Origin of the sequence: Campylobacter sp. Cr9 (genome assembly GCF_020138295.1) — a bacterium.
Classification (GTDB): domain Bacteria; phylum Campylobacterota; class Campylobacteria; order Campylobacterales; family Campylobacteraceae; genus Campylobacter_E.
The window spans coordinates 1-26,133 of record NZ_JACGBH010000017.1; the positions used below are offsets into that span (position 1 = coordinate 1).

Here is a 26,133-nt window from a genome sequence, read left to right on the forward strand (position 1 = left end):
AGGTTGGGGGGGGGTTAGGTTTGAGTGGTTTTAGAAAGAATAAATAAAATTTATAAATAAATATCTTTTAAAATATGCTTAATTTGTTTCTTTTTGTGAAACAAATTAAGCTAAATCTTTAATTTTTTTGCTACACTTTATGTTTTTTACTTTAAAACAAGGTTTTTCATATGGATTTTCACAGTTTTATTGAACAAATAAACGGCGTTTTAGTTGCCTATGTGCTAGTATTTGCTCTTGTTGGAATAGGGCTGATTTTTACAATTTATCTTGGCTTACCACAATTTCGCTATTTTAAAGAAGGCCTTAGTGCTAGCTTTGGTGATTTATTTAAAAAGGGCAAAAATAAAAACTCAGGTATTACTGCTCTTCAAGCTATGATGATTTCAATCTCAGCTCAAGTTGGAACAGGAAACATTATAGGTGTTGCTACTGCTATTAATTTAGGTGGTGCTGGGGCTATTTTTTGGATGTGGGCTAGTGCATTTTTAGGAATGGCTACTATTTTAGCTGAAGGTGTTTTAGCACAACGCTATAAAGTATGGCAAAATGGACATTATATAGGTGGTCCTGCGTTTTATATAAAGCTTGGTCTTAAAAAGAAATTAGGCACTAAATTTTGCAATTTTTTAGCAGGATTTTTTGCTATTGCAATCATTATTGCTCTAGGTTGTGCAGGTCAAATGACACAAAGCAACTCAATTTCAGGCTCAATTCATCAAGCATTCGGAGTAGATTTAAAAATCACAGGAGCAATTACAGCAATTATTGCAGGGTTTGTGGTAATTGGTGGAGTTAAGAGAATTGCTAGATTCGCTGAACTTGTAGTGCCTTTTATGGCTATATTTTATGTTTTAGTTGCAGTATATATTTTAATAACATTTCATGAAAATATTGGTAATGTATTTTCTATGATTTTTAGACAAGCTTTTGGACTTGAAGCAGTAGCTGGTGGTGCTGTTGGAATTGGAATAAAAGAAGCTATTAGATATGGAGTTGCTAGAGGGCTTTTTGCTAATGAAGCAGGTATGGGAAGCACTCCACACGCACATGCTAGTGCAACTACTAAAAACTCTGTTTCTCAAGGTTTTGTTGCTATGCTTGCAGTATTTATTGATACTGCTTTTATTTGCACAGCAACTGCTCTTATAATTTTACTTAGCGGTGCTGATTTAAGCTTAAGCGGAATTGAGCTTACAACTTCTGCATTTAGCATAGCTTTTGGAAGTATTGGTGTAAAACTTCTTGCAATCTGCCTTGTGTTTTTTGCATTTACAACTATTATTGGCTGGTATTATTTCGCACAAATTAATGTGCAATATCTATTCTCAAACAAAGCTTTGCCTATATTTAAGGTAGTGTTTGTTTTATGTATTTTTATAGGTGCAATGCTTAAGCTTGATTTGGTTTGGAGTATTTCTGATTTATGCAATACTTTAATGGTGTTGCCGAATGTTTTAGCATTATTTTTATTAGCTCCTATTGTAAAAAAAGAATTAGTAAAATTTAACGAAAGTAAGAAAAAATAATTTGTAATTCCTATTTCAAATTCTAGAATTTGAAATAGGATTTTGCTTTATAGCTTTGAACTATCAAGTTCTTTGATTAGCTGTATCATATCCACATTATTAATTTTAAAGTTTATATTTTTGATATCTTTTTCAAGTTGTTCGTCTGAATATTTTCCACTATCTTTATCTGCAATAGCCTGTAAAATATCAAATTTGTTTTTTATCTCAAAAACTTGTGCAATTTTGTGTGGTTTGTTTTCAAAAATTGTATTTATTAAATCAGCTAAAGGCTTAGGAGCTTTGCTTAGGTCTTTATCAATGATATTTTTTATACTTGTTAAGTCATTGTAAATTACTAAATTAGTATTTAATTTATTGAGTAAGAGCGTTCCTACATAATCTTCTGCTTTTAATCCTGCTAATTTATTACTAGAACTTGTACTATTTGGATTTTCTGTATCGTATCTCATTCCGTATTTTTCAAACATATCAAACATTTTTGCTAAAACATCAAAATCAAAAACTACATTAAATTCGTTTTTGTTATTTTTACCAAAAATTCTCGTATTTATCTGCATATTGCCATTTTTTGTAATGTTTTTACCCGTAATATTGCTTGAGATTTCGTATTCATCGCCTGCAATCTTAGTTAGTTCAGACAAATTAGCATTTACAAGACTTTGATAAGCAAGCATACTATTTACAACATGACCAATTGTAATTGATTCAATTTTGCTTTTTGTATAAACTTCTTTTGGCATAGATTCAAGCGCTTCTTTAATGCTGATTTCACCTTTTTTATTGCCTGTATAAATAGCATTTGTTTCTAAGCTAATATTTTTAACATGAAGAATATCAAGCTCAGTACTACTACCATAAGGATTATCAATATTTATATCTATACTAGCATTTTTGCAACTTATATAAGAGCTTTTATTTTCGCACTTATATCCATCGGTTTTAAGGCTTACTGGTGTGCCTGTTGCTAAATAAACTAGAGCATTAACAGCTGCAAAAGATTCTTTTAATTCTTTATTAAGCCCATTTTCAAAATTTTTAGTAGCTTCATCGCTGATTTTGTTGCCACCACATCCTATGAAAGCAATTGCTACTGCACTTAAAGCAAGTAATTTTTTCATAACATCTCCTTTTTTTGTAATTTATAAAGTATATCAATATGTTTTTAATAAAAGAGATTATTAAAATTATCTTTAAATAATAAAAATTATTATTTGATAAATTTTTAATTAATTATTTTGAGTTATAATTTCAAAACAAATTCAAATTAAAGGAGACAAAATGTCATTAGAAAAACAATTATTACAATTACAAGCTGATGCTCACGCATTATTTTTAAAGTTTCACAACTATCACTGGAATGTAAAAGGCTTACAATTCTTTGCTCTTCATTCATACACTGAAGAAGCTTACGAAAAAATGGCTACAATGTTTGATGATTGTGCAGAAAGATTATTACAATTAGGACATAAAGCAATAGTTTGCCCAAAAGTTTTAATGGAAACTTCAAAAGCTCCTACAACTGATAAAACTTGCTTTGAAGCAACTGAATTAGTAGGTTTAATTTTAGCTGATTATGAATACTTACTAGCTGAGTTTAAAAAGCTAAACAAATTAGCTGAAGATGCAGGCGATACAACAACTGCAGCTTATGCTCAAGAGCAAATTGCAGGATATGAAAAGTCAATTTGGATGCTAAAAAGCACAGGTGCAACTAGTTGCTGCGTTAAGTAATTAATAAAAAGAATTTGAAATTCCTATTTCAAATTCTTTTCTTAAAATAAAGCTTTTAATTCTTCTTCACTTAATTTTGCACGATTGTATTTAATCAAATAAAAATCATCTTTTTTATTAATATCAATTATGAATTCATTTTCTACTTTAGGCAAGCTTGTAGATTTATAAGTCTTAAAATCATTCGGATTATCCATACTTTTTAGCATAACAAACCAAGCTACACAAACAATTGCAATAATTACTAAAAACTCATCATGTAAATTTGCATGCATAAAAACACCGCATAAAAATGCTCCCAAAAATGAGCCAAAATATCCACAAGAATTAGAAAACCCTAAAACCAAGCCTTTTTGTCTTGCTTTGCAAATCTTAGAAATTGAGCTTTGCATAATAGGTTCATGCAAGCAAAATGCAATGAAATACATCACAACAGCTAAGAAAAATAAATAATAATTTGAGCTTAAAAACACAAGTGATGATAAGCAAAATAAAGCAACTCCGCTAAGCAAAATTGTTTTGCTTTTGCCTTTTGATTCGCCTACAACTCCACCAACTCCCATCGCTAAAAATCCAAAAAACATAGCAACACTATAAATTATCCACAAATCATCACTATTTTTATGAAATACATTTACAAAACTAAGTGGAATTATCATAAATGTGCTTGAAGTTAGCATTTTTTGTAAAAAACAGGTTATATAAAGTTTATTTAGATTTGCACTTAAAAATGCTTCTTTAAAAGGGATTTTATCTTGCTTTTGCCAAGCTGTTTCTTTTGGCAAAAACCACAATAAAACAACACATAAAACACTTAAAATCGCACTAATATAAAATAAAGCCCCAAGACCAAAAAAACTAGCAATAACAGAACCACTCACAATAGCTACAACAAAGCTAAGTCCAATAGCACCGCCCATTAAAGCCATTGCTTTTGCTCTATCTTTTTCGCTTGTAAGATCGGCAATCATTGCAGTTGCAACACCGCCAATAGCCCCCATACCTTGCAAAATCCTACCAGCTAGCATGGTATAAATATCATTTGCATTAGCACAGATTAAACAACCTATTATAAAAATAATTAGTCCTATAAACATTGTTTTTTTACGCCCAATTTTATCACTAATAGCTCCAAATGGAATGCTAAAAATCATTTGAAATATCGCATAAATACCAACGATAAGACCTGCTAAAACATTATTAGCTCCTTCTAATTCATGCGAATAAAGGCTAATTACAGGCAATACTATAAAAAGTCCAAAAAATCTTGATGCAATTATAAAGCTTAAAATTATGGTGTTTTTATTCATAATCTATCCTTTTTGATAAAAGATTATTTTACTCCTAATTTTATTTACCACTAATTTAATATGAATTATTTTTCAACGCAAAATAAAGCCCAGCTTAGTTCTTGTTTGTTTAAATCTTTGTCATTTTTGAATAATTCTTGTAATTTTTCATCTTGAATAGGATTTAGTGTTTTGTAAGAAAACTCAACGCTTTTTTTCAAACTTTCATAATCTTTATAATAATTTTCATTTTTTATGCTTATTTTATCAAGTGTGAAAAAATATCCTAATTCGTGCAAAATATTTGCCGCATAAATATAATTTGGAGTTGCGATTATATCTAAATCTAAGGCATTTATTATTTTTTCATGAATGTAAGAATTATCTATTTTATAAGTAAAATAAAGTCTTTTATTGCAAACTTTAAGCAAGGTTTTTAAAGCACTTTCTAAGTCTAAAACATCTAAACATCTACTAGCATACACCAAATCCCAAGAGCCGTTTAAATCATCAAATGAGCCATTAATAATCTTAGCATTAGGGCAATTTTGTTTAGCGATTTCTAGCATTTTAGATGAAAAATCACATAATGTAATATCGTCTAAATTAGAATATTGTGCTAAAAAGCCACTTCCACAAGCAAAGTCAAGCAAACTAGAACAATCTTTAAGATTAACCCTTTTTAAAAACTCTTTAACATAAATTTCATGCTTTTTAAAATCACTAAAACTATTAGCTTTTTTATCCCATTCATTAGGGCTTTTGCTCTTAAAATCACTTAAGCTCTTTTGCTCTTTATATAAAGAAGCAAAAGAGATTTTAGAAATATTTGCAGCTTTTAGCATATTTATCCTTTAAAAACTAGGAATTAATATATCCTTGAAATTTTTATTTAAAAATTCTCTCATTTTTTCACTTTGCATTGCTTTAAGAAGAACTTTTGTTTTTTGAGAGTTTATATTTTTACTCTTAACAGCTAAAACGCTTGCATAATCACTTGTGCTATCTTCATGCAGTATTGAATCTTTAATAGGATTTAGCTTAGCAAGTAATGCGTAATTTGTATTAATTACTGCTAAATCGCACTCATTTAAAGTTCTTGTTAATTGTGGTGCTTCTATTTCTTTTATATTAAGATTTAGTGGATTTTTGCTTATATCTAAAATGGTTTTTGTTTTAGAGTTTTCGCTAAATTCTATCAAATTACTTTTTGCTAATAATTCTAAAGCTCTAGTTCCATTAATAGGATCGCTTGGAATATAAACTAAAGCATTTTTAGGCAAATCTTTTATATTTTTTATAGTTTTTGAATAAGCTGCCATAGGTCCTATAAAAATCTTTCCTGCACTTACTAAATCACTTCCACGCTCTTCATTAAAGCTATCTAAAAAAGGCTTTGTTTGGGTAAAATTCGCATCTAATTCTTCATCATTTACTGCATAATTTGGCAAAATATAATCATTAAATTCAACTATTTTTAATTCATAACCTTGCTCAGTAACTAAGTCTTTTACATTTTCTAAAATCATTGCAGTTGGATACGGAGTAACACCTATGCTAATTATTTTATCATTAGCACTTACTAGACCTAACAAACATAAAGATATTAATAATTTTTTCATAATTTTCCTTTAATTATTTTGTAATTAGAAGAAAATGTTTATCATTTTCTTTCTAGCTATTCGCTTGCTTTATTCTTAATTTATGCGTCTAGCTAGAAAGTTTTAGCTAGACGCTATCGCATCTGCATCATTGAAGTTCCTTTTTTGTTTTTTCAATACTACTTGTATAGATTTAATAAGCGTATATTTTTTATAATATTTATTATTTTATGTGTAGTTACGAAACTATTTTAGGAATACTTTTTGCTTTTTAAACAAAACATTAAAGGAAGATAAATGAGAGTAGAAAGTATTTCAATTTTTGATGAAGCAAAGCTTCAAAAAGCTCAAAAAGCTGCAGGTGTTTCGTTTTCATCTATTTTTGCAAGTGAATTTGCAAGGGTAAATCCTAAGCTAGAAACTCAAGCTGAGTATTCGCTAGATAAAGACATAATAGATGCTTCAAATATCTTTATAGATAGGTTTAACGATTCAAGATTTAAAGTATTTGATAACGATTTAACAAAAATCAACGCTAGTATTTCTAAACAAAACGAATTGATGAAAGCTAGGGTTTTTAATAGCACGGAATTTGGTTATAGTGTTGATAGTAGTGGCTTTTTAGGGGCTGATTTTAACAAGGCTGCTAATTTGCCAGATGATTTTAAAATACATTCAAGCACTCTTAAAGAAATCTCAAGGCAAAGTAATCTTATGACTATGCCACAGGTAGGAATTTTTAATAATATTTATGAAAAGATTGATTATGCAGACACTATCAAACATCAATTTAGATTATACGAGCAAATCGTAGGAGATGTAAATAATTTTAGCAAAGATGATATTTCTAATATGCCAAATTATGTTGATTTAATAGGGCTTAAAGTCAATAATGGCTATACATTTGATTATTCACAGGCAAATGTAGGAAATAAATATTATGAGAGTAAAGATGATGCTTTAAAAATAGGCTTTAAGTTTGATTATGATTTAAGTGTAAATAATAGTAGAAAACTTAATTTTGATTTAAGTCCATACATAAAAAATGGCGAGATTTCTAATGCGGGATTATTTGTTAGCTTTCTAGGTGGAACACAAGGACTAAAAGTAAGTGATAGCGGTGCAACTAAGATTAAAGATGAATATAAAGAAAGAATGCTTATAGAAGATGCTTTAAGCAAACTAGACCCAAAAGAAGGCATAGATATTTCAAAGCTAGAATTTCTAACAGGACTTAGCAAAGAAAAAATCCAAGATTATTTAGACAGATTTGAAGATGAGAAGAAACTAAGCGAAAAGGTAAAAGAGCTAAGCCAAAGCCTAGCAGTAGATGCTTTACTTAATAATAATTATTCAAATGATTTTAGAACTAGCGCTAAAGATTTTTATAAAAGAGTGCAGATATGAAAATATCAATAAATCAAATTAATACAAATTACACTTATAAAAATACAACTAAAAGAAGTGTTAATTTTGAAGATTATTTGAAGCCTAATGAGATAAAAGAGCAAAAGCAAAGCAAATTAGAAAATAAATTAAAAGAAATAAATAATAATTTTTTAGCTTATAAGCCTGAGTTTGGTTATAGCGTAGATAATGATGGCTTTATGGGTGCTGATTTTAATAAAGCTGCTGGATTGCCAGATGATTTTAAAATACATTCAAGCACGCTAAAAGAAATAGTTAGATTTAATGAAAAAATGAATGTATATTCGGTAATGAAAGACTCAGGCAAGACATTTAGCAATATTGATTTAGCTGATACTATTAAGCATTATTATGATTTATTTACTCAAATTACTCACAACAATCAAGATTATCCAAGTGGGATAAGTATAGATTTTGGTTATAGTAAGGTTAGTTTTGATTATATAAATGATGTTAGCAAATACAAAATCACAAATATTTATAAAAATAACGAAGAGCTAGAATATGCTAAAAGTATAAAATCAGATGGTTTTAGCGTAATTGAGCTTAGTTTCGAGCCAAAAAATATTAGCGTTGATAAAGAACTTGCTTTTAGCCCTGATTTTTCTATGTATAATGAAAAAGAAAAGAAATTTATAGGATTTTTACAAAGCATAAATCCATTTGCAAGTGATAGTGGGACAACAAGGCTAAGCAAAGATGCTTTAAAACATGCTTTAGCTATGCAAGATGATTACAATAATATAAATAAAGATATCAAAAAGCATAAAGATTTATTAAAAATGGCTGATGAGATTAAGCATCTAGGTATTGATGAATTGCTAAAAACTAATACCGAAGTGGCTAGGTTTTTAGATAAAACTAAGGCTTAAGAATTTGAAATAGGAATTTCAAATTCTTAGTTCCAAGCTGGGGTATTGCTAGTGTTTAACTCTTTAAAGTCTTTGTTAGATTTATAATTTTTAATACTTTTTAATACTAATTTTCTTAGCATAAAAATCGCAATTAGATTTATAATAGTTGTAAAAAACATTAAAAAATCAGCCAAATTCCATACAAATTTTAACTCAGCTAAAGTCCCCATAAAAACACATAAAATAGCTATTATGTTAAATATTATTAAAGCTGTTTTGCGTTGTGTAATAAACAATAAATTAGCCTTAGAATAATAATAATTGCCATAAAATGAAGTAAGACAAAACAAAATTATAAAAAAGCTTAAAATAAACGAGCCAAAATCTCCAAAATAAAATCTAAAAGCTTCATTAATTTCGTAATTTCCCTTAGCAAATAAAACAAACACAGCACTAGCAGTGCAAACTAATAAATCCATAAGAACAGAAAAGCTTTGCACAAAACCTTGCTCACAAGGATGAGCGCATTCTACACTAGCAGCGACATTTGGAGCGCTTCCCATACCTGCTTCATTTGAAAATAATCCACGCTTAGCACCTATTACAATCACACTTCCAAGCAAACCACCACCTGCACTATTTAGATTAAAAGCATTATAAAATATTTGCAAAATCACATCTAAATCAAAATATCTAATAAAAACATAAAGAGCAAGAAGCAAATAAGAAACAATCATAAAAGGAACGATTTTTTTACCAAAACTTATTCCATTAAAAAATATAAAAGCAGCAACAAGCGTGATTAAAATCTCACTATATTTAAAATCAAGATGATTTTTAATACTAAAACCAAGTAAAGCATTAAAACCTACAATATCAGCAAGGATTAAAAATATAGCAAAACATATAGCAAGGGTGTTTAAACCCAAGCCATATTTTATATAAAATGCCACTCCACCATAATACTTTTTATCATCTTTACGTTTATAAATTTGAGCCAAAGTGCTTTCGCAAAACGCACTCGCAGCCCCAAAAAACGCAAAAACCCACATCCAAAAAATAGCCCCAGAACCACCAGTTGAAATAGCAATGCTAACGCCTATTATATTTCCAACGCCTATTTTTGCTCCACTAGAAATCAAAAAAGCTTCATAAGAGCTTAGGTTTTTTTCTTTTGGTTTATTTAACAAAATCTTAAAAATATTTTTAATATGAAGTTGTGGAAATGCTAAGTAAAACGAGAAAAACACCCCAGTAAAAATCAACATAAAAACTAAAATATTTGAATACAAATAATCATTAATTAAGTTTAAAATTTCGGCTAATTTATCAAAATACATTTTTTCTCCTATTTTAAGATAATAAAAAAATAAGTTTATAAAAGAGTAAAAAAGCCTTTACGATAATTTTACAAAGATTTTACATTCAAGAAAACTAAGCCTTTCTTTTTAGTCTATAATTAGCCATATTTTTATTAAAGGAAAGGTATGTCAAGAGAAAACATTGTAATAACGATAATTTTTGCTATCGTTTGTGTTAGCTTTTTGTTTTGGGGCTATTCAACCACTAATTCTTATGTGTTTTTTACAATAGCTGCTATTTTTGGAGTATTTTTAGCTTTTAATATAGGAGCAAACGATGTTGCAAATGCTTTTGGAACTAGCGTTGGAGCAAAAACACTTAGCATTAAACAAGCTTTAATAATAGCTGCGATTTTTGAGTTTAGTGGAGCGTTTTTTGCTGGTGCTGAAGTAACTGCAACTATTAGAAGTGGAATTGTTAGCGTTAAAGATAACATAGAGCCTATTCATTTTGCTTATGTTATGATGAGTGCTTTATGTGCTGCTAGTGTTTGGATATTTATAGCTACATTTAAATCTTTACCTGTTAGCTCAACTCATTCTATCGTAGGTGGTATTTTAGGCTCAGCCTTAGCGCTAGGTTTTATTTCACAAAATAATTCAAGTGAAGTTAGCTGGAGTGGAATAGGAACTATTGTTTTAAGCTGGTTTGTTTCTCCTGTTTTAGGCGGACTTTTAAGTTATTTTGTTTATTCTTTAGTTTATAAGTTCATAGTAATTCCAACAAAAGAAAAAACAATAGCTCTAAAGCAAATCAAAAAAGACAAAGAAGAGTATAAAAAGCAATATATAGATGATTTTATGCAAAGCGAAAAATCAAAGCAATATAGCGAACTTTACGGCATTTTACTTAACGAAAAGGGCGAATATTCAAATAGATTGAAAGAATTCTCAAAGCGTGAAAAAGCCGTTGATGTTAGTGGATTTTTAAGCAAACGCATACCTGTTTTAGCTGCTTTAATTGCTTTTGTAATCTCATCTATGTTATTTTTTAAAGCTTTAAAAAATGTTGATACAGGACTAAGTCATTTTAGCCTTGCTTTAATAATTTTATTAATTACTATAAGTGCTTATATAATCTGCGTTGGAATTATTAATATTATGAAAAAAGGCGAACCAAAAAAAGCAGTAAATCGTATTTTTTCATGGTTTCAAATCTTTACAGCTTGCACCTTTGCATTTTCACACGGAGCAAACGATATTTCAAATGCAGTTGGACCATTTGCAGCGATTTTGGATATTTTACATACTGATAAAGTAAATCCAACTTCAGCAGTGCCAACAATAGTAATGCTTGTATTTGGCATATCATTGGTTGCTGGACTTTGGTTTTTAGGAAAAAGCGTTATTAAAACCGTTGGTAAAAATCTAGCAAAAATAAAGCCAACCACAGGCTTTAGTGCTGAGTTTGCTTCGGCTATTGTAATTTTATTAGCAACTCAACTAGGAATTCCAATTAGCTCAACTCATATTCTAATAGGAGCAGTTTTAGGAATCGGCGTATTTAATAAAAACGCAAATTGGAAAATGATGAAACCAATAGGCTTAGCATGGGTTATTACTTTACCTGCAAGTGCATTGATGTCTGCGTTATTTTTAAGCTTACTTTATTATTTATTTTAGGAGTATTAATGAATCAAATTCAAGATGACATTTTAAAAACAAGTGAAGGCAAGAAGTCTTTTAAGAATGCAATAATTAGTTGCTGGTTAGGAACTGCTATGGAGTATGCAGACTTTGCATTATACGGCCTTGCAGCTGCTACTGTTTTTAGTGAGATTTTTTATCCTGAGCAAACGCCTATAATTGCTTTAATGCTAAGCTTTGCAACCTTTGGAGTAGGCTTTGTTGCAAGACCTATTGGAGCATTATTCTTTGGTAAGATGGGTGATAAATATGGTCGTAAAAAAGTTATGATGATAACTATATTTTTAATGGGAATTGCTACAACTTTAATAGGCTTTATTCCATCTTATGCAAGTATTGGTATTTTTGCACCATTATTATTAGTAGTTTTAAGATTCTTACAAGGTTTTGGTGCTGGAGCTGAGCTTAGTGGTGGAGCTATTATGCTAGGCGAATATGCACCTAGTAAAAATCGTGGTTTAGTATCATCAATAATAGCTTTAGGTTCTAATAGTGGGACATTAATAGCTAGTGGGATTTGGTTTTTACTTAGCTTTATGAATAAAGAAGACTTTTTAGAATGGGGCTGGAGATTGCCTTTCGTATTTAGCTTTTTAATAGCTTTATTTGCTTTATATTTAAGACGCTTTGTAGGAGAAACTCCTGTATTTGCAAAACAACTTGAACTAATGCAAAATACAAGAGAAGAAAATCTAAAATCATATACCGAAGAAAACAAAAGCTTTTGGCAAAAAACAAAAGCATTTTGGATAATGGTAGGGCTAAGAATTGGAGAAAATGGACCTTCATATTTAGCTCAAGGTTTTATCGTTGGTTATGTAACTAAGGTGCTTTTACTTGATAAACAAGTTGCAACTACTGGGGTATTAATTGCTTCAATTTTAGGCTTTTTAGTAATTCCTTTAGCAGGATTTTTAAGCGATAAATTTGGTCGTCGTATTATGTATAGAATATTTTGTTTATTGCTTATGATTTATGCAATTCCTGCATTTATGTTGCTTGATAGTAAAGATGAAATAATCGTAATTAGCGTAATTGTTGTAGGGATGTGCCTTGCATCACTTGGTATTTTTGGAGTTCAAGCAGCTTATGGAGTTGAGATGTTTGGTTGCAAAAATCGTTATACAAAAATGGCACTAGCAAAAGAAATAGGTGGTATTTTATCAGGTGGAACTGCACCTTTACTCGCTAGTTTTTTCCTAAGTCTTACAGGTAATTGGCACTTAATTGCAGCTTATTTTATATTAACTGCTGGAATTGGATTTGTTACTACATTTTTTGCTCCTGAGACTAGGGGTAGGGATTTAAATTTAGTTGAAGATGCTATATGAAAATTGTAATTGACACTGATATAGGAAATGGAGTTTGTGGGGCTAATACTGATGATGGATTAGCTCTAGCACTTGCACTTGCAAGTAAAAAAATTGATTTAAAAGCGATTACTACATTAAGTGGTAATGTAAGTAATAATTTAGCTTACGCAGTTGCAAGGAATTTGATTTCGGAATTAGGAGTGAAAGTTCCTGTATTTTTAGGCTCAAGCAAGGCTTTATTAGAAGATGAAAAGCCTTGGAGAAAAAGACTTGATGAGAGTGTTTATAATTTTAAATTAGAGCATTTATGGCAAGATTTTAAGCCTATTAAAACTTATAAAAACGCTAAATATAATGCTGTTTATAAATTATGCGAATTAGCAAGAGTTTATAAAAATGAGCTTATTGTTTGTGCCATTGGACCGCTTACAAATATCGCTCAAGCTTGTGTGCTAGATAGTAATTTTGCAAAAAATGTAAAAGAAATTGTAATTATGGGTGGGGTATTTGATATGAGTAAATACCCTAAGGATACTAATTTTGGCTTTGACCCTGAAGCTGCTAGAATAGTCTTAAGAAGTGGGGCAAAAATCACACTAGCACCATACAATATCACAATGCAAACAAGCTTACAACATAGTGATTTAGAAGAAATTAGAGCAATTAATAATAAATTATGTGATTTTTTATACAAAAGCATAAAGCCTTGGATAAGTTATGCAGAGCTTACAAGGGGTAGCATTGGCACTTGGATACATGATGCTTTAGTGATTGCATATTTGCTAGATTCAAGTATTTGTAAAAGTGATGAGTATTATGTAGATGTGGAAACTTGTGGTGAAGCAAGGGGCAAAAGCACAAGATATGATAAAGTTCTTAATATGAATATAGGTATTGATACTTCTAAATTAAGCCTTGTAAAGGTGTTAAGAGATATTGATAATGAAAAATTATTAAGATTAATAAAGGCAACTTTAGATGAATTTAGCAATTGATATAGGCTCAAATACTTTAAAAATAGCTGTTTTTGATGAGGTTTTAAAAAATTATGAAAAGGTTTTAAACTTAGGGCTATTTTATGAAAATGAGTGCATTAATGATGAAGGAATTAAGGTTTTAATTAATGCACTTAGCGAGCTTGAATATGACTTAAGCAAGGCAAAAGTAGTTGCAACGGCTATATTTAGAAAGAGCAAAAACGCTAATGAGATAGCAAAATTACTTGAGCTTAGATTTGGCTTTAAGCTTAGAATATTAAGTCAAAGCGAAGAAGCAAGGCTAACTAGACTTGGAGTTGGGCTAGATGGAGATTTTACCTTAGTTGATGTTGGTGGGTATTCAACAGAAATTAGCTCAAATGATAAAAGCCTAATGCTAGATATCGGACTTTTATCATTTTATAAGTATGTAAAAGCAAATAATTTAGATATAAAAGACTATGCAAAAGAGCTTTTAAGCCCATATGAGAGTGAGCTAAAGGATTATCCTAGACCTATTGTTTTAGCTTCTAAAACAGGTATGTTTGCAAAGAGTATTCAAGCAAATACGCCTTATAATGAGATAGATGATTTGTGTTATCATAATGCAAAAGTTAATAAAGATGAATTAAATAATCTAATAAATTTTATTGAAAACTCAAGCAAAAAGGAAAGAGAGCTAATGCTAGGAGCTAATAGAGATTTTGCAGTATATTGTGGGGCATTTTTTATAAATAACTTATTTAAAGACTATGAGTTTATAATCTCAGCTTATGGATTAAAAGAAGGAGTATTAAAAGAATGAAATTGTGGGGTGGAAGATTTAGCAAAGCTACTAATACTTTAGTAGAAAACTACACAGCAACTTTACCATTAGAAAAAAGACTTGCCTTAATAGATATAAAAGGTAGCATAGCACATGCAAAAATGCTAAAAAATCAAGGCATTATAAACGAGCTTGAAGCTAAAGAGATTTTAAAAGGTTTAGAGCTTATAAAAGATGAGTTTTTAAACGATGCTTTTAGCTTTAATATAAGTGATGAAGATATTCATATGGCTATTGAAAAAAGGCTAAAAGAATTAATAGGAGAAAGTGCAGGCAAGCTTCATACAGCAAGAAGTAGAAACGATCAAATAGCAGTAGATGAGATAATGCAAATGAAGGAATTTGTATTAGGAATTAGAGCTAATCTAAAGGACTTAATGCAAGAGATTTTAAACCAAGCTAAGACAAATTTAGATTTAATTATGCCAGGATTTACTCATCTTCAAACAGCTCAACCGATATTATATTCTCATTGGATTATGGCTTATTTTTGGATGTTTAAAAGAGATTTTGATAGATTTAGTAATCTTTTTAACTCACTTAATGAATGTCCTCTAGGCTCGGCTGCACTTGCAGGAACAACTTTTAATATAGATAGATTTTTTACAGCCCATGAGCTTGGCTTTGCAAAGCCAAGTGAAAATAGCATTGATAGCGTTAGCAATAGAGATTATATGCTTGAGTTTTGTAGCGTGAGTGCGATTTGCTTTAGTCATCTTTCACGCCTTTGTGAAGAATTGATTATATTTAATTCAAATGATTATAAATTTATTGAACTAAGCGATGATTTTTGCACGGGTTCGAGCATAATGCCACAAAAGAAAAATCCTGATGTATGCGAAAAAATGCGTGGCAAAACGGGTAGGGTATATGGTAATTTAATGGCAATGCTAACTATTATGAAAGGCTTGCCACTTGCGTATAATACTGATATGAGCGAAGATAAAGCAAATGTTTTTGATACTCAAGATACTTTGCAAGATAGCTTAATAATCATTACAAATTTACTTAAAAACCTAAAACCTATCAAAGAAAATATGTTAAAAGCTGCAAAAAACGGCTACTCAAATGCTACTGATTTGGCTGATTATTTAGCAAAAAAAGGCGTGCCATTTAGAAAAGCTCATGAAATTACAGGAAAGCTCGTAAGTTATGCAATTAATAAAGGCAAAATGCTAGATGATTTAAGCTTAGAAGAATTAAGGCTTGAATGTGATTTAATTGATGATGATATTTATAAAGCAATTGATTTAAATACTTGCGTAAATCTTCGCAATTCTTACGGTGGCACTTCAAAAGAAGCGGTATTAATTCAGCTTAAAAATGCAGAAGATTTGCTAAAGAATTTGAAATAGGAATTAAATAATTTTAATAAATGCCGATATTAGTAATTAAAAGGGGTGATTATGAAAATATCGGCGAATTCTTATTCAACATATCAAACAAAGCAAATTTATAAAAAAGAAACTAATAACGAGATTAAAAAAGTAGATAATAAAGCAGATGATAAAAAGGTGGGTGAAGTTTTAGGATACGGAGTTGATAAAGATGGCTTTTTTACAAGTGACTTTAATAAAGCCGCAGGAATTCCAGAAGATTTTAAAATACATAGTGATAGTTTAAAATCTCTAGTAGAACATAATGAGAATGCAATATCACTTTATAAAACTTGCAAATCAATTGATATAGCAAAAAGCGTTGGTAATGCTTATAATATTGTAAGACAAGTTGTAGGAGATGAATTTTTAAACTCAAACGATAGTTTTTCTAAAGATACTTTATCAAATACCCCGCATTTATATGAAATGAGAAAAAGCACCTTAGAAGTTACTCAAATATTTGATAATGATGAAAAATTTAATGATTATTGTAAATCTAAAGATTATTCTAATATTTTTTCAAAGCACAAAGACACATACGCATTATCAACTATTTTTGGTGCAGATGATAATATTTTTAATTATTACGAAACACGAGATGATAATATTTACGCTAAATGGCTTAGTAGCTCTGCTTCAATTTGCTGGAATCCGCATGAAGAACATTATAAAACTGAAAACAACGAATATACAAAAGGTGGCTTATTAATTGCAGCTCTTAAAAGCAATTATTTTTTAGTAGAAGGTGAGAGAACTGATTATGCTAAGCAAATAGGAGAGGATAGATTTACTCCTATGGATAGGTTAAATTATGGTGCTGTGCCAAAAGATCTTAGCTCATTAAAATTACAAAATGTAGATGGGTTTGATGGTAAAGAATTTGAAAGTATTATGAAACGATATCAAAAACTATTATATGAAATGCTAATTGGCAAAAGCCTAAAAGCTCCTAAAGATATAGATAGTTATGAAACTTTTGAAGAGTTTTTGCAAGAGGCTTTAAAATACAGCCAAAAAGATATAAAAATATTTGATATGAGAGTTTAATCATGACAATTTCAAACAACAATCAACACATTTTGGATTTAAAGCAATTATTTTTAAGAGATGAGATAAAGACTGACAAAGATTTAAACGCTAAGCCAGTAAGTGATTTAAAAGGTATTTCTAATCTATATAATCACGATAATTGGGGCAAGAGTTTTAGTGGGGTTAGTAAGAATGGCGAAGTTACTATTTATGGTAGATTACTAGGACTTGATGATAAAAGCAATTTAAATGAATTAAGCAAACTTTTAAGCTTTATTATGACTAATTCAAATTCGCTAAACGGACAAATCGCCTTAAATGATGAGTTAGAAAGCTTATTAAATAGCGATTTAAGTATAGAAGAATTTAAACCTAGATGGCTTTTAGCAATTACTAAGGATTTAGCAGCAAAAGAGTTAGATACTAAAGAGATTAAAAGAGAGCCAATTGAAGTAAAGAGTGATTTTAAAACCTATAAAGAAAACTTAGCAAGCTTAGTTAAGACATTAAGAGAGCAAAAAGATAGTTATGATGCTTATGTTTTATCTATGCTAGAAACTGAGTTTTTAAATAAAAGGGTTTAAATGCAGATTAATACTAACTTGCAAAATAATTTCATAGCTAATAAAGATTTAAGAAAGATAGATTTAAGTAAAGAGCTTAGCCAGATTACTAAGCCTAATGATATGTTTGATTTGTTTTTACAAGTTCAAAATGATTATAAGACAGATAGTATTTATCAAAGAGCTTTTGCAAAGCATTCAGATATAGAGATTAAACAAGATTTACAAAGCTTTTTACAGGCAAATCCTATAAATAGTAGTAGTGGTAGCTTTACATATCATGATGATTTAAGATTTAATTTTAGTGATGATGAAAGGCTTTTTAGATTATTTGCAGATGAAAAAATAAGCATAGATGATTTTAAAAAAGAATATCTAAAAATAAAAGCCGAATATGAAGAAGAGCCTTCTAAACCCATAGAAGTAAAAGGCAATGATGTACGTGAGAGTATGCAAGATATTTTAAGCAAACTTGATATTCGTAATATTAAAGATGAAAGAGATTTATTAGCTTTATTTTTAGCTTATAAAGACGGCGAAAATCTTTACGATAAAAGAGTTTAAATTCCTATTTCAAATTCCACAAATTTTTAAAGAATTACGAAATAGAAATTAAATAATTTTAATAAATGCCGATATTAGTAATTAAAAGGGGTAATTATGCAAATATCAAACTATAATCACTTTTATAATATTTTAAAGCGTGAAGCAATAATTAATTACAATGTAAAGGAGCGTAATCAAAGCACGATTGATAATGTAAGAGAGCAATATATCAAAAATCTTAATTTAGATGAAAACTTATTAAATGATTTAAATAATACTTTTATAAGAGATGATTATTTGCCAAAGAAAGCTTACACAATCAAAGAAGCTTTAAATAATTTAAATAGTGATTATAGTGAGGCTTTAAAAGATTTAAAATATAACATAAATCAAATGTCTAATTTAATTTACAATTCAGCTTTTAGTGATTTTGATGAAACTTTTGTTGATGATGGGACTAATTTAGGTAATCTTAAAACCAAGCTTAATTTAAGATTAAGAGTAATGCAAGAATATAAAGTAAGTAATATTTATCAAAGAGCTTTTAGTGATTTTTTTAATCCTGAAGACAAAAAAGAGCTAAGGGAGTTTTTAAAAGATTTTAAGATTAATAATGAATATATTGATGAAAGTCTTAATAATATAAATGATAACGATATTTTAAAATTATTATGTGATAAAAATATTAGCGTTAAAGATTTTATAAGTGAGTGCAAAAGATTAAAGGCTATAAAAGAAAAACATACAACACTTGATAATAATAAAAAAGATGAGTTTAAACCAATAGAAACAAAAGGCACAAGCACAAGTGAGAGTATGGAAGAGATTTTAAGCAAGATTGACCCACGCAAGATAAAAGATGAAAGAGATTTATTAGCTTTATTTTTAGCTTATAAAGACGGCGAGAATTTATATGATAAAAGGGTTTAAACTAAAGGAGAGATTATGCAGATTAATTCAAATCTTAATGCTAATTATATAAACAATGCAAAAGTAAATTCAAATAACGAAAAGCTAAAAGCGACAAGCGAAGATAATGTAAAAGAACAAATAGCGAATTTTCAAGATAATTTAAAAAAGCAAGTTGCAAATTTGTTAAAAGATGTAGCACAAGATGAGTGCGGCACTTATGACCCACACGATACTCAAAGAATACTTTTAGGTGTAAGCGAATCTAAAAACCCAGAGCTATACGCTATGCTTGAAAGCGAGTTTATGGAAGGTATGCTTTTTTATGGAATGAGTAAAAAAGAGCGAGAATACTGGATAGAAACGGGCAAGAGTGTCGGAGCTGAAGAAATGGTAAAAGTGATTAATTCTTTACACCCTGCATTTTTCAACGAAAACGATGACAAAAAGGCTCTTTCTAAGCTAGACGCTTTACAAATAAATACAAAAGCTAATAATATTTATAATCAAGCATTTATTAAAAACGATTTAAAACTTTTAGAGTTTTTAAAGCAAAACGAGATTGTGGGCGTTAGATTTGTTACTAATGATACAAATTTTGGAGATACTAGCGTGCCTGAGTTTTATCTAAGCAGATTTTCTCAAGGCAATATAAAGCTAGGAGATGTTTTTTGTGGGAGCGGTGGCTTTATGGATAGGCTTATGGATTTATTTGCTCTTGATGATTTAGATGAGTTTAAAATCGGTTATTTGGCTTTAAAATTAGAAGTTGATTTATACAAAGAGCAAAATGGTTATGAAAAACATTTTGGAGAGAAATATTCACAAGAAAATTCCAAAAAAGATGAAAGTATAAAAAGAAAAGCCATAGAAGTTAAGAGTGATTATTTGCGTGAAAGCATGGAGGATATACTTAGTAAAATTAATAAGCAAAAAATAAAAGATGAAAGAGATTTGCTAGCTTTATTACTAGCTTATAAAAATGGTGAGAATTTATATGATAAAAGGGTTTGAAATTCCTATTTCAAATTCCACGATTTTTTCAAAGAATTTGAAATAGGAATTTGAATTAAGAAATTCAAATTCCAAAAAATTATTTTACTTTTACGTTTGTAAATACTGAAGGCGTTGAATTAATTCCCATTTTGAAGATTTTTTCATTCACTTTTTTTAAGTATTCAGCTTGTTTTTCTTCTGGAATATCTTTTAATTCAACTGAATCTTGGTAGTATTTTTTTAAGATTGCGATTTTTTCGCTATCTGTTTTAGCCTTTTTAGCTTCTTCTAAAATAAGCATACTTTTTACTAAAGCTTTAGGGTGCATTGGTAAAGGACTTAGAACGAATTTAACATTTGCTTCTTTTAAATCTTCTTCAATTGCATCTAAGTGTTTTCTGCAATAAGGGCAATCTGGGTCGCTAAATACAACGGTAGCTACATCGCTTTTTTTATCGCCTAAGCTAACTAACATATCAGGATTTGCTTTTACAAAATCGCCTGATAATTTGCTTAATTTTTCGTATTTTTCTTTTTCTTTTTTAATAACAAACTCTTCTTTTAAGTCTATGCTTTCTTTTATATTTAACATAGTAGGTGTTCCATAAACTCCATCGCTAAAGAATATATCAGAGCCTAAAACATTTCCATCTTTTACTATATTAAATTCAATCATTTCAAAGTTTGTATTAGGAACTTTATCAATTTTTACAATTTCTACATCAGCTTTAGTAATACTTTTGATAAACTGCGCAACTTTATCGCTTATTGCACTTGCACTTAAAGCGCTTGCAACAGACATTGCTAAAATTATTTTTTTCATACTAAATTCTCCTTAAAAAATTAAAACTTAATTTTGCATTAAATAGCGTTTATTGTCAATATTTTTTACACCTTTTAAAGTGTCTAAGTATTCAAGTAAAGAAATAGCGTATTTTCTACTCAAATTATATTCATTCTTAAGCTCTTGCACCCCAACGCCAAGCTTTAAAAACCCTTGAATATTTTTAACAAACTCATCTAAAGCAATAACGCTTATAAAATAATTGTGAGCTAGTCTTTTTACTTTGTTTTTAGAACATAGTCTTTTTATAATATCATCGCCACTTTTTCTATCTAAGTTTAGCTCATCATAGATATTATAAGGAGCTTTTGGAGTTAATGAGTTTAGCTCTTTGTAGATTTTTTCTTCATTATTTTCTAATAATTTTTCTATTTTTTCGCCTTTTTTATGATAAAGCCCGTTATTTAATTCTAAAAAATCTAAGTCTTTTAAAGCCAAATCACATAAAAACTCATCAGCTCCTAAAGATTTTTCTAAGCTTTTTGCACTTTGTAATGAATAAGGATTTTTTATAAAAAGATTTTTGATTTGAGTTTTGACTTCTTCTAAAGCTTTTTTAGTATAAACACAAGCACCTTTAATATCTACAATCTCTCCTACTATTTTTGCATATTCTAAAGCTTGTTCTGTGCTTAGATTAAATCTTTGCGGAGCACAAAAAAGCCCAAAACCTGTGCTGTGATTTTGATTTAATAAAGCAAAAGCACTCTTAAAATCTTTTTGCTCTAAGGCTTTTAAAAGTTCAATCATTTTTGCTTTTTTTAGTGGCTCAGTAAGTGGATTTAGCACCACTCCTCCAGCAATAGCACGAGCATTTTTTAATATCACAAAAGGCTCATTAAAGCTAAGAGCGATAGGTTTTTTTAATACAAATTTCGCATATTTTTCATAATTTAAATATTTAGCTTCAATTTGCTTATTTGCAGCACAAAAAAGCACATTTTCATCATGCTTTAATTCACCTTCTAAGGTAGTATAAATCTCATTTGCGCTTCTTAAATAACCTTTAGAATAAATTATATTTCCTACTTTTAATTCACCTTTAAAAACAAAGGCAACTCTAGCAGGTGCATTTACGCTATCAACGCTTTTATGCTGAACTTCAATTGACTTTATTTGAATATTTTTGTTTTCATCGCTTATGTAGTTTTTGCATTCAAGTTTGCCACTTTTTAAAATCCCTGTTGCTACAAGTCCAACGCCTTTTACATTAAAAATCCTATCAACATTAATTTTTAATGCAAAATCTTCATAATTTGGCACAGGAAGACTTAATAAATATTCTTTTAATTCGTTTATTCCTATATTTTTTGTAGCACTTACTAAAAATGTTTTAATAGGTGTAAAGTCTAGCTTTTTTAGTATTTCTTCTTTTTTTTCATCTAAATTTTGGCATAAATCAATTTTGTTTAAAACCAAAATTATATTTTTTACACCCATAATTTTTAAGATAAAAATATGCTCCAAAGTTTGTGGCATAAGACCTTCATTAATATCTACAACTAGCATTGCGTATTCGCTTTGCACTCCACCTATCATTGTTTTTACAAGGCTTTCATGACCTGGCACATCAACAAATGAAATATGCTCTAGATTTGAAAAGCTTAAATCAATTGTAATTCCACGCTTTATTTCTTCAGGGGTGTTATCTCCACTAAAATTATTTAAAGCTTTTATTAAAGAAGTTTTTCCGTGGTCAATATGACCTGCGGTTGAGATTATTAACATTTATATAGTCCTTCCTTTCTCCATATTGCGAAATTTTTTTCATATCCTATGCTGTAATCTTCATAAAATTTCGGACAATTTATAGCCATTTCTTGAGTTTTGTTTGGCTCATCGTGTGGATAGATATAAAATTTTTCTTTATCAGGATGATTATTATCTAAATAAGTAGGTATTTCTAAAGCTTCATTATGTTTTATATAATCTAAGGCTTTATTGATTGCAAGATATGATGAATTAGACTTCTTAGAATTTGCTAAGAAAACTACGCATTGTGAAAGCGTAATCCTTGCTTCAGGAAGCCCTATGTCTTTACAAATTTGAAGGCAAGAATTAGCCATTACTAAAGCGTTTGGATTAGCATTCCCTACATCTTCACTTGCAAATATACAAAGTCTTCTAGCGATATATAAAATATCAATTCCTGCATTTATCATTCTTGCAAGATATAAAATAGCAGCATTCACATCACTTGCTCTAAGGCTTTTAATAAGTGCTGATGTGAGTAAAAATTCATCTTCTTTATTGCTAATAAATTGCGGTCTTAAGGCTTTTAAAATTTCAAGCGAAATATTGCCAAAAACATTTGCGTGATGAAAAAGATTTAGCATGGCTCTTGCGTCATTTGAGCTTGATTTTATTAAATAGTCTTTTACTTCTTCGCTTAAATTTGGTTCTTTTTTTTCTAAAATCTCTTTTAATTCATCGTAACTTAAAGGCATAAATTCAAAAAATAATAATCTAGAACATAAAGCCTTATTTAGTGAATATAAAGGATTATGAGTGCTTGCTGCTAGAAAATAAAAGCTATTTTCTTCTAAAGGTTTTAATAATACATCTTGAACGCCTTTATTTAAGCGATGAATTTCATCAATAAAGACTAAGGGTTTAAAAAGGCTGTTTTGCTTTATAATTTTTCTAAGCTCTTCAACGCTAAAACTAGCACCATCAAATTCATAAAAATTAGTATTTAATTCTTTTGCAATAAATCTTGCAAAAGTAGTTTTGCCTACTCCGCTAGGTCCATAAAAAACACTATGTGGAATTTCTTTAGCTTTTAAAAATTCATTAAAAATTTCTCTTACTTTACTTTGCCCTACCATTAATATCCTTTAAGGGCATTGTAATGATTTATTTTAATAACTTAGCAAAGCCTAAAGCAAAGTTAATGTATTTTCCGAATCCAAATTCTTTTAAAATTAATAATGAAATCTCTTTTAAAATATCAGGTTTTTGTGATTTTATAATTTCATCTTTTTTAAATACATATTTATTTACAAATTCACTTGCTTTATTTACTAGCACTTGAGTTTTTTTAACTTTTTTTGGTTTTTTAAATAAGTTAAAAAAAGATTTAGCTATTTTTTTAATAAAAGAAAACATAACTCTAACCTTTTTGATAATAATTTTATAAATTATAATCACTTTTGATTAATCTGTGATATTGTTTTTTATAATCTTTATTGAAATTGTTTTTAAATTTATTTTTAACTTTAATTTACTAGAATTAATTTTTTTCATTTAAGGAGAAAAAATGCAAAATAGATTAAATGATTATGCAAAATTAGTAGGAAATACTCCTTTAGTAGAAGTTGAGTACTTATATAAAGGTAAAAAAAGCAAGAGCTATTTTAAATTAGAATATTTTAATCCAAGTGGCTCGATAAAAGATAGAATGGCTTTACAAATTATGCAAGAAGCAATTAGTTCTGGCAATTTTAAAGAAGGTATGAGTATAGCTGAAGCAACAAGTGGAAACACAGGGATTGCTTTTAGTGCATTAGGTGCGTTTTTGGGTGCTAAGGTTGAGATTTTTATGCCTGATTGGATGAGTGAAGAACGCAAAAAATTAATTAAAAGCTATGGAGCAAAATTAAGAGAAGTTAGTGCTAGCGAAGGTGGTTTTGAAGGTAGCGTTAGGCTTGCTGATGAGAGTGCTAAAAATGGCAATGTGTTTTTACCACATCAATTTGAGAACGAAAGCAATGTAAATGCTCATAAAAAAACAGCTCAAGAAATAGTTGATACATTAGCTAAACACAATCTTAAGCCTGATTGTTTTATAGCAGGTGTTGGAACTGGTGGAACTGTTATGGGTGTTGGCTCGGTATTAAAGCCATTAGGGGCTAAGATTTGCCCACTTGAGCCTGAAGGCTGTGCTAGTATGAGTATTCCTGGCGAAAATGCTGAGCATAGAATACAAGGAATAGGAGATGGTTTTGTTCCTAATATCGTAAAATTAAATGAGCTTGATGATATTATTGTTGTAAATGATATTGATAGCGTTATTATGGCTCAAAAATTAGCAAAAATCGGTCTTGGAGTTGGAATTTCAAGTGGTGCAAATTTCTTAGGCTGTATAAAAGCAAAAGAGCTTTTCGGAGAATGCGTAAGCGTTAGTGTATTTGCTGATGATAATAAAAAATATTTAAGCACTGATTTAATGCAGGAAATGCAAAATGAAGAAAGATTTTTAAGCAACAAAGTTGAACTAATCGGATTTAAAGTATTATAAGGAGAAGATATGAAAAAATTATTATTACTTAGTGCAATTGCAAGTATTGCAATGGCTGATTGCTCTTATAAAATTCATAAGCTAGAGCGTGAGCTTAGCTATGCGAAAGAATATGGAAATTATTATAGAGTTAGAGGTTTAGAAAACGCTTTAGCTAATGTGAAAGCTCATTGTGGTGGTTATTATGATTATTACGCTAGAAAAGACGCAATAAAATACAAAATTGATGATTTAGAAGATGAGGCTGAGCGTAAAATTGATAGAATTGAAGATAAACTTGATGAATTAAACGATATGAAAGATACGATGAGTAAAGAAGAATATAAAAGAAAAAAGGCTGAATTAAAAGCTGAAAAAAATCGTATCAAAAGAGAATATAAAGAGCAAAAAAGATCTTTAAAAGAAACTTATAATTATTAAGAATTTGAATTCGGAAATTCCGAATTCAAATTCCTTTCTTATTTTTTATCTGCTTCTGCAAAAACTGAAACTTTAATATCATTTGAGATTAAGCTATCAGCTGTATCTTTTGCAACATTAAAATCTTTTCTTAATAAATCAAGATTTAAATCAAATCCTAATTTTGTTTTATCTCCTATGTTTGCAACGCCGTTGATTGTAACATCAAAAGCTACTTCTTTTTTAACGCCGTTTATTGTTAATTCGCCTATCATTTTTCCTTGTGAATCGCTAATCTTTTCGTATTTACTCATAACAAAAGTTAGTTTTGGATTAACTTTAGCATTTAAAAAATCACTCGCTTGAATATGCTCATCTCTTTTTGCACTATTTGTATCAACACTTGCTACATCAACACTTGCATTAAATACTTTAAAAGTTTTGCTTGCTTCATCAAAATCAATCATCGCATCAAAGCTTTTAAATTTACCCTTAGCATTTGTTACAAGCATGTGTTTTACACTAAATTCAACGCTCGTATGAACCTTATCAAGCATGAACTCACTAGCACTTAAAAGTCCTGCTAAACTTAAAGCTAAAAATAATTTTTTCATAAAATACTCCTTAAAATAAAATGAGATAATTATAATCCCATATAAAAGTTAATCA

At 29.3% G+C, this 26,133-nt stretch carries 26 protein-coding genes; 16 read left to right on the forward strand and 10 right to left on the reverse strand.

Annotation, left to right across the window (positions count from 1 at the left end; genetic code table 11):
• Positions 1–170 precede the first annotated feature (170 nt).
• Positions 171–1,529 (forward strand): alanine/glycine:cation symporter family protein, encoded by a 1,359-nt coding sequence (locus tag AVANS14531_RS07880; protein ID WP_336611974.1) that lies wholly within the window; start codon positions 171–173, stop codon positions 1,527–1,529.
• A gap of 47 nt (positions 1,530–1,576) precedes the next feature.
• Here AVANS14531_RS07880 and AVANS14531_RS07885 read toward each other — a convergent pair whose 3' ends face one another.
• Complete coding sequence (locus AVANS14531_RS07885; protein WP_336611975.1) at positions 1,577–2,650, reverse strand: hypothetical protein; 1,074 nt, start codon at positions 2,648–2,650, stop codon at positions 1,577–1,579.
• A gap of 160 nt (positions 2,651–2,810) precedes the next feature.
• On the opposite strand from AVANS14531_RS07885, the gene AVANS14531_RS07890 reads away from it, so the two are divergent.
• Positions 2,811–3,263, forward strand: coding sequence for a Dps family protein (locus AVANS14531_RS07890; RefSeq protein WP_239817466.1), 453 nt, complete (start codon positions 2,811–2,813; stop codon positions 3,261–3,263).
• A 41-nt stretch (positions 3,264–3,304) separates the two neighbouring features.
• On the opposite strand, the gene AVANS14531_RS07895 is transcribed toward AVANS14531_RS07890, so the two are convergent.
• The 3 genes from AVANS14531_RS07895 to AVANS14531_RS07905 form a co-directional block, all read right to left on the reverse strand.
• Positions 3,305–4,573 carry an MFS transporter gene (locus AVANS14531_RS07895; protein WP_336611976.1) on the reverse strand — a complete coding sequence of 423 codons (1,269 nt, stop codon included), beginning with the start codon at positions 4,571–4,573 and terminating at the stop codon, positions 3,305–3,307.
• 65 nt (positions 4,574–4,638) lie between these two features.
• Positions 4,639–5,397: a class I SAM-dependent DNA methyltransferase gene (locus AVANS14531_RS07900; protein ID WP_336611977.1), complete on the reverse strand. Its 759-nt coding sequence runs from the start codon at positions 5,395–5,397 to the stop codon at positions 4,639–4,641.
• Positions 5,398–5,406: 9 nt separating this feature from the next.
• Positions 5,407–6,174 carry a MetQ/NlpA family ABC transporter substrate-binding protein gene (locus tag AVANS14531_RS07905; protein ID WP_336611978.1) on the reverse strand — a complete coding sequence of 256 codons (768 nt, stop codon included), beginning with the start codon at positions 6,172–6,174 and terminating at the stop codon, positions 5,407–5,409.
• 276 nt (positions 6,175–6,450) lie between these two features.
• Here AVANS14531_RS07905 and AVANS14531_RS07910 point away from each other — a divergent pair, with 276 nt between their 5' ends.
• The gene (locus AVANS14531_RS07910; RefSeq protein WP_336611979.1) at positions 6,451–7,560 is read left to right on the forward strand and encodes a Cj0814 family flagellar-dependent secreted protein; all 1,110 of its coding nucleotides are present in this window, start codon (positions 6,451–6,453) and stop codon (positions 7,558–7,560) included.
• Positions 7,557–8,453 (forward strand): Cj0814 family flagellar-dependent secreted protein, encoded by an 897-nt coding sequence (locus AVANS14531_RS07915; protein WP_336611980.1) that lies wholly within the window; start codon positions 7,557–7,559, stop codon positions 8,451–8,453. Before AVANS14531_RS07910 ends, AVANS14531_RS07915 begins: the two co-directional genes overlap by 4 nt.
• Before the next feature lie 26 nt (positions 8,454–8,479).
• Here AVANS14531_RS07915 and AVANS14531_RS07920 read toward each other — a convergent pair whose 3' ends face one another.
• Positions 8,480–9,775, reverse strand: coding sequence for an alanine/glycine:cation symporter family protein (locus tag AVANS14531_RS07920; protein ID WP_336611981.1), 1,296 nt, complete (start codon positions 9,773–9,775; stop codon positions 8,480–8,482).
• Between the two features lie 147 nt (positions 9,776–9,922).
• On the opposite strand from AVANS14531_RS07920, the gene AVANS14531_RS07925 reads away from it, so the two are divergent.
• The 10 genes from AVANS14531_RS07925 to AVANS14531_RS07970 all read left to right on the forward strand — a co-directional run bounded on the left by AVANS14531_RS07925 (position 9,923) and on the right by AVANS14531_RS07970 (position 19,999).
• A complete protein-coding gene (locus tag AVANS14531_RS07925; RefSeq protein WP_239817460.1) occupies positions 9,923–11,419 on the forward strand; it encodes an inorganic phosphate transporter in 1,497 nt (498 codons plus the stop codon).
• 8 nt (positions 11,420–11,427) lie between these two features.
• Entirely contained in the window at positions 11,428–12,774 is a 1,347-nt protein-coding gene (locus AVANS14531_RS07930; protein WP_336611982.1) for an MFS transporter, read from the forward strand.
• Entirely contained in the window at positions 12,771–13,751 is a 981-nt protein-coding gene (locus AVANS14531_RS07935; protein WP_336611983.1) for a nucleoside hydrolase, read from the forward strand. The genes AVANS14531_RS07930 and AVANS14531_RS07935 overlap by 4 nt, the downstream gene beginning before the upstream one ends.
• Positions 13,735–14,538 carry a Ppx/GppA phosphatase family protein gene (locus tag AVANS14531_RS07940; RefSeq protein WP_336611984.1) on the forward strand — a complete coding sequence of 268 codons (804 nt, stop codon included), beginning with the start codon at positions 13,735–13,737 and terminating at the stop codon, positions 14,536–14,538. The genes AVANS14531_RS07935 and AVANS14531_RS07940 overlap by 17 nt, the downstream gene beginning before the upstream one ends.
• Complete coding sequence (argH, locus tag AVANS14531_RS07945; protein ID WP_336611985.1) at positions 14,535–15,914, forward strand: argininosuccinate lyase; 1,380 nt, start codon at positions 14,535–14,537, stop codon at positions 15,912–15,914. Before AVANS14531_RS07940 ends, argH begins: the two co-directional genes overlap by 4 nt.
• Before the next feature lie 51 nt (positions 15,915–15,965).
• Positions 15,966–16,985, forward strand: coding sequence for a Cj0814 family flagellar-dependent secreted protein (locus AVANS14531_RS07950; protein WP_336611986.1), 1,020 nt, complete (start codon positions 15,966–15,968; stop codon positions 16,983–16,985).
• 2 nt (positions 16,986–16,987) lie between these two features.
• A complete protein-coding gene (locus AVANS14531_RS07955) occupies positions 16,988–17,551 on the forward strand; it encodes a hypothetical protein (protein WP_336611987.1) in 564 nt (187 codons plus the stop codon).
• Positions 17,552–18,094 (forward strand): hypothetical protein, encoded by a 543-nt coding sequence (locus AVANS14531_RS07960; protein WP_336611988.1) that lies wholly within the window; start codon positions 17,552–17,554, stop codon positions 18,092–18,094.
• A 96-nt stretch (positions 18,095–18,190) separates the two neighbouring features.
• Complete coding sequence (locus AVANS14531_RS07965; RefSeq protein ID WP_336611989.1) at positions 18,191–19,006, forward strand: hypothetical protein; 816 nt, start codon at positions 18,191–18,193, stop codon at positions 19,004–19,006.
• A 15-nt stretch (positions 19,007–19,021) separates the two neighbouring features.
• The gene (locus AVANS14531_RS07970) at positions 19,022–19,999 is read left to right on the forward strand and encodes a hypothetical protein (RefSeq protein WP_336611990.1); all 978 of its coding nucleotides are present in this window, start codon (positions 19,022–19,024) and stop codon (positions 19,997–19,999) included.
• Positions 20,000–20,078: 79 nt separating this feature from the next.
• On the opposite strand, the gene AVANS14531_RS07975 is transcribed toward AVANS14531_RS07970, so the two are convergent.
• Genes AVANS14531_RS07975 through AVANS14531_RS07990 form a run of 4 tightly spaced genes read right to left on the reverse strand, consistent with a single transcriptional unit; the run spans position 20,079 to position 23,933 of the window.
• Positions 20,079–20,804 carry a thioredoxin domain-containing protein gene (locus AVANS14531_RS07975; RefSeq protein ID WP_239817451.1) on the reverse strand — a complete coding sequence of 242 codons (726 nt, stop codon included), beginning with the start codon at positions 20,802–20,804 and terminating at the stop codon, positions 20,079–20,081.
• Positions 20,805–20,831: 27 nt separating this feature from the next.
• A complete protein-coding gene (gene selB / locus AVANS14531_RS07980; RefSeq protein ID WP_336611991.1) occupies positions 20,832–22,553 on the reverse strand; it encodes a selenocysteine-specific translation elongation factor in 1,722 nt (573 codons plus the stop codon).
• A complete protein-coding gene (locus AVANS14531_RS07985) occupies positions 22,547–23,653 on the reverse strand; it encodes an AAA family ATPase (RefSeq protein WP_336611992.1) in 1,107 nt (368 codons plus the stop codon). The genes selB and AVANS14531_RS07985 overlap by 7 nt, the downstream gene beginning before the upstream one ends.
• A gap of 28 nt (positions 23,654–23,681) precedes the next feature.
• Entirely contained in the window at positions 23,682–23,933 is a 252-nt protein-coding gene (locus AVANS14531_RS07990) for a hypothetical protein (protein ID WP_239817448.1), read from the reverse strand.
• Positions 23,934–24,084: 151 nt separating this feature from the next.
• Here AVANS14531_RS07990 and AVANS14531_RS07995 point away from each other — a divergent pair, with 151 nt between their 5' ends.
• Positions 24,085–25,065 carry a PLP-dependent cysteine synthase family protein gene (locus AVANS14531_RS07995; RefSeq protein ID WP_239817447.1) on the forward strand — a complete coding sequence of 327 codons (981 nt, stop codon included), beginning with the start codon at positions 24,085–24,087 and terminating at the stop codon, positions 25,063–25,065.
• A 9-nt stretch (positions 25,066–25,074) separates the two neighbouring features.
• Entirely contained in the window at positions 25,075–25,485 is a 411-nt protein-coding gene (locus AVANS14531_RS08000) for a DUF1090 family protein (protein WP_336611993.1), read from the forward strand.
• A gap of 38 nt (positions 25,486–25,523) precedes the next feature.
• On the opposite strand, the gene AVANS14531_RS08005 is transcribed toward AVANS14531_RS08000, so the two are convergent.
• On the reverse strand, positions 25,524–26,078 hold the full coding sequence (locus AVANS14531_RS08005; protein ID WP_239817445.1) for a YceI family protein: 555 nt from the start codon (positions 26,076–26,078) through the stop codon (positions 25,524–25,526).
• Positions 26,079–26,133 lie beyond the last annotated feature (55 nt).

Coding starts and splice junctions, on each gene's coding strand:
- AVANS14531_RS07905 (WP_336611978.1), bottom strand. CDS start 6,174: ATGAAAAAATTATTAATATCTTTATGTTTGTTAGGTCTAGTAAGTGCT.
- selB (WP_336611991.1), bottom strand. CDS start 22,553: ATGTTAATAATCTCAACCGCAGGTCATATTGACCACGGAAAAACTTCT.
- AVANS14531_RS07895 (WP_336611976.1), bottom strand. CDS start 4,573: ATGAATAAAAACACCATAATTTTAAGCTTTATAATTGCATCAAGATTT.
- AVANS14531_RS07935 (WP_336611983.1), top strand. CDS start 12,771: ATGAAAATTGTAATTGACACTGATATAGGAAATGGAGTTTGTGGGGCT.
- AVANS14531_RS07965 (WP_336611989.1), top strand. CDS start 18,191: ATGCAAATATCAAACTATAATCACTTTTATAATATTTTAAAGCGTGAA.
- AVANS14531_RS07970 (WP_336611990.1), top strand. CDS start 19,022: ATGCAGATTAATTCAAATCTTAATGCTAATTATATAAACAATGCAAAA.
- AVANS14531_RS07900 (WP_336611977.1), bottom strand. CDS start 5,397: ATGCTAAAAGCTGCAAATATTTCTAAAATCTCTTTTGCTTCTTTATAT.
- AVANS14531_RS08000 (WP_336611993.1), top strand. CDS start 25,075: ATGAAAAAATTATTATTACTTAGTGCAATTGCAAGTATTGCAATGGCT.
- AVANS14531_RS07915 (WP_336611980.1), top strand. CDS start 7,557: ATGAAAATATCAATAAATCAAATTAATACAAATTACACTTATAAAAAT.
- AVANS14531_RS07975 (WP_239817451.1), bottom strand. CDS start 20,804: ATGAAAAAAATAATTTTAGCAATGTCTGTTGCAAGCGCTTTAAGTGCA.
- argH (WP_336611985.1), top strand. CDS start 14,535: ATGAAATTGTGGGGTGGAAGATTTAGCAAAGCTACTAATACTTTAGTA.
- AVANS14531_RS07990 (WP_239817448.1), bottom strand. CDS start 23,933: ATGTTTTCTTTTATTAAAAAAATAGCTAAATCTTTTTTTAACTTATTT.
- AVANS14531_RS07995 (WP_239817447.1), top strand. CDS start 24,085: ATGCAAAATAGATTAAATGATTATGCAAAATTAGTAGGAAATACTCCT.
- AVANS14531_RS07880 (WP_336611974.1), top strand. CDS start 171: ATGGATTTTCACAGTTTTATTGAACAAATAAACGGCGTTTTAGTTGCC.
- AVANS14531_RS08005 (WP_239817445.1), bottom strand. CDS start 26,078: ATGAAAAAATTATTTTTAGCTTTAAGTTTAGCAGGACTTTTAAGTGCT.
- AVANS14531_RS07920 (WP_336611981.1), bottom strand. CDS start 9,775: ATGTATTTTGATAAATTAGCCGAAATTTTAAACTTAATTAATGATTAT.
- AVANS14531_RS07925 (WP_239817460.1), top strand. CDS start 9,923: ATGTCAAGAGAAAACATTGTAATAACGATAATTTTTGCTATCGTTTGT.
- AVANS14531_RS07960 (WP_336611988.1), top strand. CDS start 17,552: ATGCAGATTAATACTAACTTGCAAAATAATTTCATAGCTAATAAAGAT.
- AVANS14531_RS07985 (WP_336611992.1), bottom strand. CDS start 23,653: ATGGTAGGGCAAAGTAAAGTAAGAGAAATTTTTAATGAATTTTTAAAA.
- AVANS14531_RS07950 (WP_336611986.1), top strand. CDS start 15,966: ATGAAAATATCGGCGAATTCTTATTCAACATATCAAACAAAGCAAATT.
- AVANS14531_RS07910 (WP_336611979.1), top strand. CDS start 6,451: ATGAGAGTAGAAAGTATTTCAATTTTTGATGAAGCAAAGCTTCAAAAA.
- AVANS14531_RS07930 (WP_336611982.1), top strand. CDS start 11,428: ATGAATCAAATTCAAGATGACATTTTAAAAACAAGTGAAGGCAAGAAG.
- AVANS14531_RS07885 (WP_336611975.1), bottom strand. CDS start 2,650: ATGAAAAAATTACTTGCTTTAAGTGCAGTAGCAATTGCTTTCATAGGA.
- AVANS14531_RS07955 (WP_336611987.1), top strand. CDS start 16,988: ATGACAATTTCAAACAACAATCAACACATTTTGGATTTAAAGCAATTA.
- AVANS14531_RS07890 (WP_239817466.1), top strand. CDS start 2,811: ATGTCATTAGAAAAACAATTATTACAATTACAAGCTGATGCTCACGCA.
- AVANS14531_RS07940 (WP_336611984.1), top strand. CDS start 13,735: ATGAATTTAGCAATTGATATAGGCTCAAATACTTTAAAAATAGCTGTT.